The 14,237-nt window shown below is 40.5% G+C and carries 11 protein-coding genes; 5 read left to right on the top strand and 6 right to left on the bottom strand.

Features of this window, described 5'->3' with window-relative positions; all coding sequences use genetic code 11:
- Positions 1-104: 104 nt before the first annotated feature.
- From VB732_RS09320 to VB732_RS09310, 3 genes are all read left to right on the top strand, one after another.
- Positions 105-539 (top strand): NfeD family protein, encoded by a 435-nt coding sequence (locus VB732_RS09320; RefSeq protein ID WP_323230543.1) that lies wholly within the window; start codon positions 105-107, stop codon positions 537-539.
- A gap of 144 nt (positions 540-683) precedes the next feature.
- A complete protein-coding gene (locus VB732_RS09315) occupies positions 684-1,691 on the top strand; it encodes an SPFH domain-containing protein (protein ID WP_323230542.1) in 1,008 nt (335 codons plus the stop codon).
- A gap of 305 nt (positions 1,692-1,996) precedes the next feature.
- A complete protein-coding gene (locus VB732_RS09310; protein ID WP_323230541.1) occupies positions 1,997-2,566 on the top strand; it encodes a Uma2 family endonuclease in 570 nt (189 codons plus the stop codon).
- 76 nt (positions 2,567-2,642) lie between these two features.
- Here the strand turns inward: VB732_RS09310 and VB732_RS09305 are convergent, their stop codons facing one another.
- The 3 genes from VB732_RS09305 to VB732_RS09295 form a co-directional block, all read right to left on the bottom strand.
- Positions 2,643-3,065: a type II toxin-antitoxin system VapC family toxin gene (locus tag VB732_RS09305; protein WP_323230540.1), complete on the bottom strand. Its 423-nt coding sequence runs from the start codon at positions 3,063-3,065 to the stop codon at positions 2,643-2,645.
- A complete protein-coding gene (locus VB732_RS09300; protein WP_323230539.1) occupies positions 3,062-3,298 on the bottom strand; it encodes a hypothetical protein in 237 nt (78 codons plus the stop codon). Before VB732_RS09300 ends, VB732_RS09305 begins: the two co-directional genes overlap by 4 nt.
- 190 nt (positions 3,299-3,488) lie before the next feature.
- Positions 3,489-3,893, bottom strand: a complete 405-nt coding sequence (locus VB732_RS09295) for a Fur family transcriptional regulator (RefSeq protein WP_323230538.1) — start codon at positions 3,891-3,893, stop codon at positions 3,489-3,491.
- 143 nt (positions 3,894-4,036) lie between these two features.
- On the opposite strand from VB732_RS09295, the gene purS reads away from it, so the two are divergent.
- Both purS and purQ read left to right on the top strand, forming a co-directional pair.
- Positions 4,037-4,315, top strand: a complete 279-nt coding sequence (purS, locus tag VB732_RS09290) for a phosphoribosylformylglycinamidine synthase subunit PurS (protein WP_323230537.1) — start codon at positions 4,037-4,039, stop codon at positions 4,313-4,315.
- Between the two features lie 125 nt (positions 4,316-4,440).
- Positions 4,441-5,115: a phosphoribosylformylglycinamidine synthase subunit PurQ gene (gene purQ / locus VB732_RS09285; protein ID WP_323230536.1), complete on the top strand. Its 675-nt coding sequence runs from the start codon at positions 4,441-4,443 to the stop codon at positions 5,113-5,115.
- Between the two features lie 117 nt (positions 5,116-5,232).
- Here the strand turns inward: purQ and VB732_RS09280 are convergent, their stop codons facing one another.
- From VB732_RS09280 to VB732_RS09270, 3 genes are all read right to left on the bottom strand, one after another.
- The gene (locus VB732_RS09280; protein WP_323230535.1) at positions 5,233-6,816 is read right to left on the bottom strand and encodes an HlyD family efflux transporter periplasmic adaptor subunit; all 1,584 of its coding nucleotides are present in this window, start codon (positions 6,814-6,816) and stop codon (positions 5,233-5,235) included.
- A 92-nt stretch (positions 6,817-6,908) separates the two neighbouring features.
- The gene (locus tag VB732_RS09275) at positions 6,909-9,917 is read right to left on the bottom strand and encodes a peptidase domain-containing ABC transporter (protein WP_323230534.1); all 3,009 of its coding nucleotides are present in this window, start codon (positions 9,915-9,917) and stop codon (positions 6,909-6,911) included.
- 1,191 nt (positions 9,918-11,108) lie between these two features.
- A complete protein-coding gene (locus VB732_RS09270) occupies positions 11,109-13,934 on the bottom strand; it encodes a beta-propeller fold lactonase family protein (protein ID WP_323230533.1) in 2,826 nt (941 codons plus the stop codon).
- Between the last annotated feature and the right edge of the window lie 303 nt (positions 13,935-14,237).

Below are 14,237 nucleotides of genomic sequence, written 5' to 3'. Positions count from 1 at the left end.
TTATTGGTATAAATACCAAGTTTTGCTTTCTGTAAATAACTTACGTCTGGCTGTATCTAATCGTAGAAATGCATTTACGTCAATGTAGAGTTTAGGATGGCGCTATGCCAAGTTTTACCTTAATCTGGCTTCTGGCAGGAGCGGTTCTGTGTTTAATGGAACTGTTTTTACCATCGGCGTTTGTCGCTTTCATGATGGGAATTAGCGCTTTCGTGGTGGCGCTGCTGTCTGGAGTGGGTTTGGGAAATGTATGGTTGCAAGTTGTGGTTTGGCTATTACTTTCCACATTCCTAATTGTGCTTTCTCGTCGGTTTTTGCAACCACGACGACACAAATCGAAAATTCAGGATGCTGTCATAGCTGAAACCTTAACAGAAATTCCGCCTGGAAAAACAGGGCGGGTATTGTATGAGGGAAATTCTTGGCAAGCACGATGTGACGATGACAAATTTACCGTAGCACCCCATCAAAGAGTTTATGTGGTTAGGAGAGAGGGAACTACTTTGATTGTGATACCAGAAAATTTATTGAGTCATTAGTCATTGGGAATGGGGGATGGGGAATGGGGAATGGGGAATGGGCAGGGATTAATATTTCTTCCTCCTCTGCTACTCTTACTCCTCGTTCTCCGTCCTTCTCTTCTTTTGAGTTACATTTAATACTTAAAAATCAGGAGATTTACAATGGAGCAATTTTTTTTACTAGTATTTTTAGCCCTTGGTGGTTCTGCTGTCGCGGGATCTGTAAAAGTCATTAATCAGGGCAATGAAGCTTTGGTGGAAAGATTGGGTAGCTATAACAAAAAGCTGGAACCAGGAATGAATTTTTTAGTTCCTTTTTTGGACAAAATCGTTTACAGAGAAACCATCCGGGAAAAAGTCTTAGATATTCCTCCCCAAAAATGCATCACCCGCGACAACGTTGGTATTGAAGTAGATGCGGTGTTTTATTGGCGCATCGTGGATATGGAAAAAGCCTGGTATAAGGTAGAAAATCTCCAAGCGGCAATGGTAAACATGGTGCTGACTCAAATTCGCTCCGAGATGGGACAATTGGAGTTGGATCAAACCTTTACCGCGCGTTCCCAAATCAATGAACTGCTGTTAAGGGAATTGGATATTGCTACAGATCCTTGGGGTGTGAAAGTGACGCGGGTAGAACTGCGAGATATTGTCCCATCTCAGGCGGTGCGGGAATCGATGGAATTGCAAATGTCGGCAGAACGACGCAAACGGGCAGCAATTTTGAATTCTGAGGGCGAACGCGAAGCTGCTGTTAATAGTGCTAGAGGTAAGGCGGAGGCGCAGATATTGGATGCCGAAGCTCGGCAAAAATCGACAGTTCTGCAAGCGGAAGCTGAACAAAAGGCGATCGTTTTGAAGGCTCAAGCTGAACGTCAGCAGCAGGTTTTGAAAGCGCAGGCGATCGCAGAATCAGCAGATATTATTGCACAAAAGCTCCAGACGAATCCCAATGCTAATAAAGCAGTTGAAGTTCTGTTCGCCTTGGGCTATTTGGATATGGGCGCGACAATTGGTAGAAGCGATAGCAGCAAGGTCTTATTTATAGATCCGCGCACTATTCCTGCTGCTTTTGAGGGTATGCGTTCTGTGATCTCCAATGGTCAAGTTGACTCTAACGAGTTGTTTTCTAAGCAAATACCAGGATTAGAAAATAACCGCCCTAGCTAAAAATAGGGAGTAGGGAGTGGCATTAGTGTCAACTTAAGTTTAAAACCCTTTTCAAACCTCGTTTCCAGTCTGAGACTGGGAACGAGACAATCACAATTATCTACTGACAACCTTTTTCGCTTTTATACCTTATATAGTAATTTTCAAACTCCGTTAAAATATAGTTAATCTTAGAGAGTTTCCAGTGACAGCCCAAGAGTTAAAAACATAGTTACTATCCCTAACACTAGCCCAAAAATTTGAAGCAATTTGCATCTTAACCCAAGGTATTAGTAGCAAAAATCAGTTTCAATAAGTTGTAAATTATGACATTATCTATTCAGCCAACCACAGTAATAAGTGTAGAAGAATTTTTACAATTACCAGAGACAAAACCCGCAAGCGAGTATTTTAATGGGCAAGTACACCAAAAAACTATGCCACAAGGAAAACATAGCACTTTACAAATTGAATTAGCTTCTGCCATAAATCAAGTTGCAAAACCCAAAAAGTTAGCTTATGCCTTTACTGAACTACGCTGCACTTTTAGCGGACTTTCGATAGTACCATATATTGCTGTGTTTGAATGGGAAAGAATTCCATTGGATGCAAAAGGTAGTATTGCCAATAAATTTGAGATTCCCCCAGATTGGATAATCGAAATTCTTTCACCAGAACAATCACCCAACCGAGTTATCCGCAAAATTACGTTTTCTATTCAAAATGGAGCAAAGCTAGGTTGGTTGCTCGATTCTGCTGATGAGTCAATCGTGATTTTTGAACCTAACAAATTACCTGAATTAAAAGAACAGCAAGATATCTTACCCGTTTTGAGTGTTTTAGAAAATTGGCAATTAACAGTTGCAGACGTATTTAGTTGGTTAACTTTTGTTTGAATAAAGCAACAGTAAGCTGACGCTAATCCACTTCTGAATCATTATAGAAAATAAATATTTGTAAAGAAAAGCTGATTTACCGCAGTAACAAAACCTCAACTCCTAAAATTTCAGCACTTGTTGCTAAAGCTTCATCAGCCGTTACCAATTGGATATTATTTTGAAATGCAATTGTCAAATGTAGAGCATCAAGTGTACGCAATGGTGTATCAAACCGACTAATCCACTCACGCGCTAAATTATAGTGAACCGTTTCCACCGCAATTTGAGTATAAAATCCACTATCCAAATCTGATTGAAACCTTTCTACAATAGCTATTGCATCTTGCTGAGATATTTCTTGCATTCTGACTCGACGCGATAACGCAGAAACGAGTTCAACCTCAACCAACTGACTCAAACCCACTTCAGCTTCATTGAGTAGTAATTGTTCAACTGCATCGCTCAAAGCTTCTGTCCAATACAAAGGAGCAATGACGCTTGTATCTATATAAATCAACGATGTTCCTCTGTACGTGTATTTATGACAGTTGCACTCAATGACTCACCTTTAATTGCAAGGGAATCACGAAATTGCTTTATACTTGCTAATTGTTCTTCTTTTTGTAGCGGAGGAACTAAACGAGCAACAGCTTTATCTTGCTCTAGCAAAATTACTTCTTCTCCCCTAGCTACTCGTTCCAAAAGAGATTTTAAATTCATAGCTGCTTCTTCAACGCTAATTCTCAACACTGCATTACTCCTGTAGTTAAGCTTGAAGAGCAAAAAAATTTCCTGCTCACACCATTTATTGATGAAAATTCACATCATTAGCTGTCTAAGCGGGCTACCCTGCGGGAAGCCGATTTGCTTCTACGTTCTGGTAGCCACGGGGTTTAGTCTGTGGAAGAATAAAGTGCAACATCACATAAAATTGGTATGACTATTGACCAATACTAGTAGCTTGATTTACCTGGCATTGACTGCACAACCCAAAAAACTCTAGGGTGTGGTAAAAAACTTTAAACTTATGGCTTGATTCTAACTGGTCTTCTAGGTCATGAACTGGGCATTGATTAATCGGAATTGAGACACCGCATTGCAAGCAAGTAAGGTGATGTTTGTCTTGCTGCGCTAGACTATAGAGGGCTTCACCATTAGCTAAATTCCGCACTTGTACCATGCCTTCGAGTTTTAAGGCTTCTAAAGAGCGGTAAACTGTTGCTAAACCCATACTCTGATTTGTATTACGTAGTTCCACGTAAATATCCTGGGCTGAAATACCTTTTTTGATGGTTTTCAGTAAGTTGAAAATACGCTCTTGACTGCGGGTGCGTATAGCTCTCATAGACAATTCTTTAAATATGTCACTGTAGTTGAAGCTGTTAGATGGGTTAATTGCTCAATTAACTTTAACCGCTTCGTAATCTTATTTTCACTCAGTTGGAACAGAAAGTTATAGTATAGCGATCGCAGCATTCAGCAAAAGCCGTGCAAACCAAGTATCTAGCCAAAATTTTTGTTACACTTCGTCCTTCAGTCTTAGACCCTGCTGGTGTGGCTGTACAATCCGGTCTTCAGCAACTGGGATACGATAACGTTGACCATGTGCGGATTGGCAAGTACATTGAACTCACCATCACCACGACTGAGGAAAAGAAAGCTCGTCAAGACCTAGAACGCATTTGTGACCAAATGCTATCAAATCCCGTAATTGAAAATTACCGCTTTGAGTTAATTGAGGTCGAAACCCAAACAGGAGTCTTTTAAGGACTGGGGACTGGGCATTAGGCAAGGTGAAGATAACAATTCCCATTCCCCATTCCCCATTCCCCATTCCCAATTCCCCATTCCCCATTCCCAATTCCCAATTCCCAATTCCCAATTCCCCAATCATGAAATTTGGTGTTGTTGTTTTTCCAGGTTCTAATTGCGATCGCGATGTTGCTTATGTAACCAGAGATTTGCTTTCACAACCGACTCGCATGGTTTGGCATCAAGAAACAGACATTGCTGATTTGGATGTCGTGATTATTCCCGGTGGCTTTAGTTACGGGGATTATCTGCGCTGCGGTGCGATCGCACGTTTTTCACCTGTGATGCAGCAGGTTGTCGAACATTCTCAAAAGGGTAAGCTTGTCATCGGTATTTGCAACGGTTTTCAGGTATTAACTGAAGCTGGACTTTTGCCAGGGATGTTAACCAGAAATCGGGATTTGCATTTTATTTGCGATCGCGTCCCCCTGAAAGTTGAGCGTACCAATCTCTTATGGACGCAAGCTTATACCGATAGTGAAGTTATCACTTTGCCCATTGCCCACGGAGAGGGGCGATTCTACGCTGATGAAGGCACTCTCGCAGAACTTGAAAATAACGGGCAAGTCGTGTTTCGTTATGAAGGCAAGAATCCCAACGGTTCACTAAACAACATTGCTGGGATTTGCAATCGTCAGGGCAATGTCTTAGGGATGATGCCGCACCCAGAAAGGGCATCTGACACAATGCTGGGGAATAGCGATGGTTTAAGGCTGTTTCAGGGCTTGTTAGAGAAGGTAGCCACATTAGCTTAGTGGTCTGTCCCATTAATTTTGCGGGGTTTCGAGATCCCCGACTTCTTAAAGAAGTCGGGGATCTTAACACCTGCGATCGCTCCATTACGAATTACGAATTACGAATTACGAATTATTTCAACGTACCTCTTTAAGAGTATCAATTTGTTTGGTAAACAACTCAGTGAATAAACTAAGCACAGTCCGTTCTTCGCGTACTTTTATGTTGGCGCTGATGGACATACCTGATTGCAAAGTGACGTTTTTACCCCGAATCATTAACGATTGTTTATCCAATGAAACTTTTGCTGGAAATCTATAAAACTGATGTGTTTGATCTGGCGGTAATGCGTCTGATCCTATGCCAGTTACTTCCCCTTTGATATCGCCAAATTCGCTGTAAGGAAAGGAATCAATTCTCACATCTACCTTCATACCTTTTCGCACAAAACCGATATCTTTGTTAGTGATGAAAACTTCAGCTATATAGTTTTCCTTTGGGACAATTTGCAGCATTTTTGTAGTCGGATTCGCTACAAATCCAGGGTTTTTAGCTTGCAAATCGAAAACTGTTCCAGCTACAGGCGCACGGAGTTCTTGATATTTAACGTCTAGCTGTGTTTGAGAGATTTTACTATTGACATCTGCCAAACGCTGCTCGTTATCGAGGATATTTTTCATGAATTGGCTATCAATTGAGGCAATGCGCTGCTTGTTATCAGCTATTTTATCCAAGATGTTTTTGTCAGAAACAGCAACGGTATTGCTTAACTCTTGTCGTCCTTTTTCTATATCAAACTGGAGGCGTTTTTCTTCTTCGCCTAGCTGTGCTACTTCTGCGGTGCGGTTTTGGACTTCTTGTTGTTGGTTGAGATACTGAAGTTGAGAAATACCACCTTCTTCTGCCAATATTTTCAGCTTTTCTAAAATACCCTGCTGAATAGCTAAACTTGCTTTACTATCTTCAAGCTTAAATTTATTTTGAGCTAGTTGTTTTTTGATTTTCTCTACTTCCAATTGCGCCGCAGCAGAGCGAGAATCTAGTTCTTTTTTGGCAACTTGTAGACGTTGTTGCTCATCAATTCCTAGAGTAGAATCTTGACCAGAATTTTTTAATTGAGTCCGTAATAAATCATTTTCTGCTACTAACGCTACCCGACTTTTCAGCAGAAAAGCAGTTTCTTGTGGCAAATTACCGCGTAAATATAATAGTTCAGATCCCGTGGCGGTACTTGCACCCATCAAGCGGCGATAAATCTGGTTTTCTTTCATTAATGCAACACGAATTTTATTCAAAGAATTTAATTCGGCAACAGTGGCTATAGAATCAAAAGTCAGCAACAAATCTCCTGGCTTTACTTCTTGTCCATCTTTAACATTAACTGTTTTGACCACTCCACTAATAGGAGCCTGAACATCTTTGACTGTTCCTTGTGGCTTTAATTGACCTGTTGCTGGTACTACTTGCTCAATCTTTGCAAAATAAGCCCAAGCAAGTCCAAAACAGGCTAATGCCATAAGAGTAATCATGATTGTCCGCGACCAAACTGGAGATTGGCGCAAAACAATTGCTTGCTCAAATTCCTGGCTACTTGAGTTAATTAAAGACTCCTGAGCAGCTTTCTGTTGTTTTGTAAGTACTGGTGAATCTTGCTTGACTCCATTTTTCTGATTACCGTTTTTATGATTGCCGTTGTGGTGATTCCCATTAAGTTGAGTCATAACGATTTTGGGTTTTGGATTTTGGATTTTGGATTTTTTGCCGGGTGGATACTGTTTAAATTTTGTAATGCTATGCGGTCAAAAATGACTAACTACAAGTTCACTTCTTGTTGTTGATACAGATAATAATAATGACCCTTAGTAGCCATTAATTCTTGATGGCTACCCTTTTCTATAACCCTGCTATTATCCATCACAACAATCATGTCTGCATTGCTGACGGTGTTTAGTCGGTGGGTAATAAAAAACACTGTATCACCCTTAAATGCTTTGGCTAAATTCAGACATATTTGCCGTTCTGTAGGATAGTCTAGGGCGCTAGTAGCTTCATCTAAAACTAATAATTTTGGTCGTTGTAAAACAGAACGAGCGATCGCAATTCTTTGTCTTTGTCCACCTGAAAGTGCAGAACCCCGTTCTCCCACCCGTGTGTTGTAGCCGTTGGGTAAGTTCATTATAAACTCGTGGGCGCACGCAACCTGAGCCGCTTCGATAATTTCTTCGGTTGTCGCATCGGGATTCGTCAGAGCAATATTTTCTTGAACGCTACCGTCAAACAGCAATGTTTCTTGGGGAACTACGCCAATTTGTCGTCGCAGTGAATAAAGTTCGACTTTGGCAATGTCATAACCATCAATCAAAATTCTGCCGGACTCAGTTTCGTAAAGTCTCAGCAATAACTTCATCATCGTACTTTTACCAGATCCACTTTGCCCGACGATGCCGATAAATTTCCCTGGCTCAAATTCAAGGTTGACGTTGGAAAGTTGCAGAGGCCCACTCGTCCCAAAGCGGAAGGAAACATTTTCATATTTCACTGCTCCCTTAATGGCAGGTAAGGGGATATTGTAGCGATCTGTTTCTCCTTCTTGTGGTGTATCGACAATATCGCTTAAACGTTCTAGAGATAAGGCTGTTTCTTGGAAGCTTTGCCAGAGTTGAGCTAAACGCAATATTGGGCTGGTGACGTAACCGGATATAATTCTAAAGGCAATTAATTCGCCTAAAGTTAATTCTCCTTGGAGTACTAGATAAGCTCCTACCCACAAAACCAGTAAGCTGCTAAGTTTGTTGAGAAAGTTACTGGTGGAGTTAGCGAGGGTGGAAGTCACAACCGTTTTAAAACCGGCAGCGACAAACCGAGCATAACGCTCTTGCCAAGAAAAGCGCGATCGCAATTCAATATTTTGCGCTTTTACGGTTTGAATTCCTGACATCACCTCTACTAAATAAGATTGAGTTTCGGCGTTGCGTTCGGCTTTGGCACGTAACTGTCTACTAATGGTGGGAGAAGCAATTAAGGTGATGAAGATAAAAATCGGAATTGTGCTTAAGCCTACCAAGGTGAGTTGCCAACTGTAAATCAGCATTACACCGATATAAACCACCGAGAACAGAGCATCTAAACCTACTGTTAAGGCAGTACCAGTCAAGAATTGGCGAATATTTTCTAATTCGTTGATGCGAGTGGAAAGTTCACCCACCGGTCGGCGTTCAAAATAGCGCAGTGGTAAACGTAACAAGTGATCGATAATTTGCGACCCTAAACCCATATCGATCCGGTTAGTGGTATCGACAAATAAGTAGGTTCTCAAGGTAGTTAGTACTGCTTCAAATAGACCGACAACTAATAGTAAAATACCCAAAATATGTAGAGTACCAATACTATTTTGAGTGATAACTTTGTCGATAATCAACTGAACCACTAGAGGATTTGCTAACGCTGCCAACTGTACGAAAAAGGAAGCGATAAAGACCTCTATTAACACTCGACGGTGCTTTGACAAATAGGGCAGAAACCACCGTAAACTAAAGCGTTCTTGGGGTGTTTGGTTGGTAGCACTGAGCAGTAATACTCTAGCTTGGGGCGGAAAGTTGGTTGGATCGATATCTAATTGTTCAACTAATTGAGCCGGTTTACAGCGCACGATTCCTTTGGATGGGACACCCACAACCATGTTGTTTGAATCTGCTGCATATAAAACTGCAAAATTATCACCATAGCGAATCAATGCCGGTGTCGGGGTGCGTGTCAGTGAAGCGACTGGTATTTCTACTAATTGCGCCTTCAGTCCGATTAATTCTGCTAGGTAAGCAGTAACTTGAAACGATATAACCCCTTGACGTTTGACTTGTTCAGTTAAGATGCGGCGAACTACTTCTCGACGAAACGGTATTTCTAGGTGCTTCGCAACCATTTGGAAACAGGCGAAGGCTGTATTTAATTCTCCCTTACCGCTAAAAAATGGGTATTTTTGCTTTGATGAACTCTTTGAGGTATCGGGGGCTGTCTGAGGAACGATTTCGTCTGATGCGTAAGGAATATCTAATACATCTTCATCTTGGGTATCTAATTGGGTGTTATTTACCGCCAGTACTATTTCATGACTATCTTCTAATACCAAATCTGACGGATGGATACCAACTAATCGTGCGGGATTTTGACCTATAACCTGAATCTTGTCTCTGTCATCGTTTGATTCTAAGCGATCGCCAGGTGATAAATTTGTGACTGTACCACCGCCACTTACAAACCAGACTCTTTGGCTATCCAGTTGGTTGAATGAAGTTTTTCCGGGAGCTAAGTAATGGATTTTTGCCTGTGGTAAGGCTTTTTCTGTGAGTTCTCTAAGATTTAAAGTAGCGATCGCTTGCTGGTTCCAATAGGAACTGAGAATATCAAAAACTTCGATCAAATAACTGCGGTTCTTGCGGGCTTCGGCAAAAGCTGGGTATGAAGCGAGAAAACTAAAATATGCCGATGCGCTCAAGGTTAAACATACTACTTCGGTGGAGGCGATCGCAGTTTCACAAGCGACATCGCGCAATAAACCAATTTCGCCGATAATTTCTCCAGGTTGCAGCAATTTTAGGGTAATTGGCATTTGCGTCTGGGGATCGTATCCCAAGAGGCGCACTTGTCCCTCATAAATAATGGTGATGCGTTCTGGGAGACTTTCCTTACCAATGATTTTCTGGCCTATGCGATAGCGGAAAGCTTGCAGTTGGTCTGATAGATTAGCGATCGCCCCATCGGGTAAGCGATCGAACCCTTCTAGGGTGGTGATAAATTCGAGAAAAGTGTTCTTAATATAAGTCATATCAAACAAGTAAAAGTGAGGAATTAAATCGAAAATATGAGGGAGAATTCACTTTCCTAATGGTGGCAGTGTTTGGTTTTATGCCAACAGTGGCAAGACTTTTCTGAAGTTATCGTGTTTAAATATGTAAAATCACTGAGGGGTAGTCCGTCTAATTGTAGACCTATCTTCACATCACACGGTTAAGATTTTTATGCGTTTTTCAAAATAAACCATAGTGAAAATAGTTTGAGGACAAGTTATCACTAGATTAATGCAACATAATTTATACAAATTTAAAATTAATATTTACAATTGCAAATATGCAATATGGATACTTATCACCAAACCAAGATACATAAAGGCGGTTGTTAAATTTAGCTTCGCCTATTTTGATTTTATTATAATCAACATGAAAATATCACAGATGCTTTTCTAAGTAAATACCCTAGTTAAAGATTATGTAATAAAGAAAACTTTAAATTTTGGAATTATTTTTCACAAATTATTGGATATAGGGATTGACAATATCAGCGATAACGAAAGACAGCGAGCCTTCCTTGCTAAATAGCGCCATGTCCAATTTATGAAAAAATTCTCTATTACTTTTTTGGTGGCCTAATTTAAGAAAAATTAACTTAAAAAGTAAAGGTGAAGATTTTTTGTCACCCTAGAGGAATCAACTATTAAATTTATGAAGTAAAGACAGTAACTGCCTTCAGTAAATTTACTGATTTAATTAATATAGAGTTCATTTTCTCGTTATTCATAAAATAACTTCATCCTGCAAGCGGGACAATATACTTTTTACTAAGTAATTCCTCGCAGCCTATATTAGACAGTAATGGCTTACGGGTACGGCAACATACCTAACTAAAATTTAGTAGATCCTCAAAACCAGAGGTATTATTCTACAACAGGTGAATGCAAGCTGTTTTGTCTGTATTAGCATCAAGAATGCAAAGTAAACCTGCGGATTGTGATTGGCATTGCGATCGAGAATAGCATCGGGTAGGGAAAAGGTAATGAAAAATAAGACTACTTTATCGTACTTTTTTAAAAATAAAAAATTAGTAGGGTAGCACAACCGTGCTACCCTAATTCAAAAAATTCACTGTTTTAATTAAAATCGAATCTATTTGATTGCCAGAAACCAAATAGATTTACCTAAAAGTGGGGCGAGTCCATTTAGTTTTGCGAAGTCATTTGATATTAGGAAGCAGCATTGACACTCAATTTTACCTGCACAATTACATCGTTGTAATCTTTGTCACCACTATTTGGTAGATCCTCAAAACCAAAGGTGTTATTTCCCAACAGTCGGATATGATCTACTTTATCTGAGTTAGCACCTAAGAATGAAAAGTAGACATTTTTATTGCCATTGCCCCTACCATTACTATTGACAATAGCATCGGGTTTACCATTCACAATAATGAATGGTGCAAACAAAGAATCAGCCCCGAAAGTGCCAGTGTAATTGGCTGTACCTTGATTGTCTACCATTAAATCAATACTTCCAACACGCCCACGCACGGCAGCTTCAGTATAACCAGCTTGTCCAACGAGAATATCTGCTTTGCCATCACCATTAGTATCAATACCACCATTTTCATCAGCTATTTTATAGAAGCCGACAAAGTTGTTGTAAGAAGCTTCTCTATTGACTACAAACTCAGCTGTTACTAATTGTGTCACACTTCGTAAATCAATCAATGCACCTTGAGATTTACCTTGCAAACCAGTACCTAAAGATACCTTTTCTTCTGTTGCCTGAAGCGTCACAACGAGACCCTGGAAGTTGAGAGAAAACCCTTCCTGTTCTGCGTTGTTATTTGTGTTATTTGTAGCGGAGGAAAAAACTACACTTGATAAAGAAGTTTTTCCAGACAGTACAGCCTGGGTAGTACTGTTAGATATCATATAGAATCGGAGTTTGGTATTAGACTCAAATTCTAAAATGTTTGTTAAGTCGGTGGCGTTAAAACCATTAGGCGAATTGCCAAGGGAGCAGAAAATCACTTTTGAACGCAAAAGAGCCGCTTTTGCATAGCCTTCTGTACCAGGGGCTATGCCGTCAATCTTGCCTTCATCATCATCAACATTAAATACACACAGTTCATTCACTTCTTTTGAACTGCTGGTTTTAATTTTAATGGAAAGTTTTCCTTTGCCGCCCTTGACTTTACTTTTGACAGTAAAGATATTCTGAGTGATATTTACCAGTTGGAAAATAGTTGTTATCTGGGTATTTGTAGACACAAAGCCATCAATCTTAACATCCAAATCTTTGTCGAAAGAAAGTCCACCGAGGTCAGTAGTACGGACGCGGATTTTATAACTAGATTTAGTGATATCAGAATTAATTTTGAGGCTATCTCCCTCAATGATGAATACACCATTATCAGTATCACCATTACCTGGCACTAAGCTATAAGTGTGTTCATCGTCTTGGTCTGAGTCGGTGGTGGTGAAGAAACCGATAATTTTTTTATCGTCATCATCGTCATCTCCATCGCTATTACCACCATCATCGTCATCGTCGTCATCATCGTCCTCGTCGTCATCATCGTCGTCATCGCTGATAATGGTAAATATCAAATTTGTTGGGGCAGAATTCTTTTCACCGACTGCAAGTGCAAATACATCACTGGCTTCATCTCCAGCAATATCTTCAGCCGTGACTTTGATGTTTAGAATACCCACATCCTGACTTGTAGGAGTACCACTGAAGGTAAGAGTAGTAGCATTGAAGTTTAACCAAGTGGGTAGTAAGCTATCATTTTCCAGAGTTGCAGTATAAGTCAGGATATCTTCAGCATCCTCATCGCTGAAGGTATCAACTGGAACAATGAAGTTGAAGACAGTATCTTCGGTAGCTTCTTGATCCTGAATTTCATTTGCTAATTCTGGCGCATTGTTGAAAGGCGCACTAAACACCGCCACTGCCGAGTCATAAGATCCAGATGCATATAGATGTTTCCCGTCAGGGCTGAAAGTTATAGAAGTGACAGCAGCAAGTCCATCTACACCATCTGTATCATCTTGTTGAACTTCTACAAAAGTCAGCTTGCCTGTTTCTTGATTGCGCTCAAATACTGCTACTGCTGAATCATAAAATCCAGATGCATAGAGATATTTTCCGTCGGGGCTGATAGTTACAGAAGTTGCAGCATTAAGTCCATCGACACCATCTGTATCATCTTTTTGAACTTCTACAAAAGTCAACTTGCCTGTTTGTTCATCGCGCTCAAACACCGCCAGCGCTGAGTCCCCAAATCCAGCAGCATAGAGGAATTTTCCGTCGGGGCTGACAGTTACAGAGTTGACAGCAGCAAGTCCATCAACACCATCCGTATCATCTTTTTGAACTTCTACAAAAGTCAACTTGCCTGTTTGTTCATCGCGCTTAAACACCGATACTGCCGACTCACCAGCTCCAGCTGCGTAGAGGAATTTTCCGTCGGGGCTGACAGTTACAAAGAGGGCACCAGCAAGTCCATCGACACCATCGGTATCATCTTGTTGAACTTCTACAAAAGTCAACTTGCCTGTTAGCTCATCGCGCTCAAACACCGCTACCGCCGAATCACCATATCCAGATGCATAAAGATATTTTCCATCGGGGCTGACAGTTACAGAAGTGGCATTAGCAAGTCCATCGACACCATCTGTATCATCTTTTTGAACTTCTACAAAAGTCAACTTGCCTGTTTGTTCATCGCGCGTAAACACCGCTACCGCCGAGTCACCATATCCAGGAACATAGAGGAATTTACCGTCGGGGCTGAGAGCGAGAGATTCAGCGTTACCAAGCCCATCGACGCCATTTGTATCATCTTTTTGAACTTCTATAAAACTCAACTGACCTGTTTGCTCATCGCGTGCAAACACCGCTACCGCCGAATCATCATATCCAGATGCATAGAGGAATTTGCCATCGGGACTAATGGCTGTGGAAAAGCTACCACCAAGCCCATCTACACCATTTGTATTATTTTTTTGGACTTCTACGAAATTCAGAATTTTATCTTGCATAATCCGACTTTATTAATACTTATTATTTGTCCAGTCTAATTTATGAGGTAAAATTAATATTTGCCTTCAGTAAAATTACGATTTTATTTAATATTAATTCCAGTCTGATAGCCCAGCAAAAAAAAGCAACCCCGAAGTTATGAGGACAAAGTTGGTTAGTTTCTAAGTATTTATGCTGAATAATAATCAATCCGACTTATCTCTGAAATCGGATGAGGTTCTTCGATTTTGCTAAATACGCTGTAAATATTTGTATTTATTCAGGACTTGTATTGATCAAAGTCTTTGCAAGGCAGCTTAAGT

The organism is Nostoc sp. UHCC 0252 (genome assembly GCF_034931145.1).
In the GTDB taxonomy this organism is placed as follows: domain Bacteria; phylum Cyanobacteriota; class Cyanobacteriia; order Cyanobacteriales; family Nostocaceae; genus Nostoc.
Note: the sequence above shows the minus strand (reverse complement) of the source record. Positions and strands in the feature narration are given on the sequence as shown.

Coding starts and splice junctions, on each gene's coding strand:
- VB732_RS09320 (WP_323230543.1), top strand. CDS start 105: ATGCCAAGTTTTACCTTAATCTGGCTTCTGGCAGGAGCGGTTCTGTGT.
- VB732_RS09315 (WP_323230542.1), top strand. CDS start 684: ATGGAGCAATTTTTTTTACTAGTATTTTTAGCCCTTGGTGGTTCTGCT.
- VB732_RS09310 (WP_323230541.1), top strand. CDS start 1,997: ATGACATTATCTATTCAGCCAACCACAGTAATAAGTGTAGAAGAATTT.
- VB732_RS09295 (WP_323230538.1), bottom strand. CDS start 3,893: ATGAGAGCTATACGCACCCGCAGTCAAGAGCGTATTTTCAACTTACTG.
- purQ (WP_323230536.1), top strand. CDS start 4,441: ATGAAATTTGGTGTTGTTGTTTTTCCAGGTTCTAATTGCGATCGCGAT.
- VB732_RS09280 (WP_323230535.1), bottom strand. CDS start 6,816: ATGACTCAACTTAATGGGAATCACCACAACGGCAATCATAAAAACGGT.
- VB732_RS09275 (WP_323230534.1), bottom strand. CDS start 9,917: ATGACTTATATTAAGAACACTTTTCTCGAATTTATCACCACCCTAGAA.
- VB732_RS09270 (WP_323230533.1), bottom strand. CDS start 13,934: ATGCAAGATAAAATTCTGAATTTCGTAGAAGTCCAAAAAAATAATACA.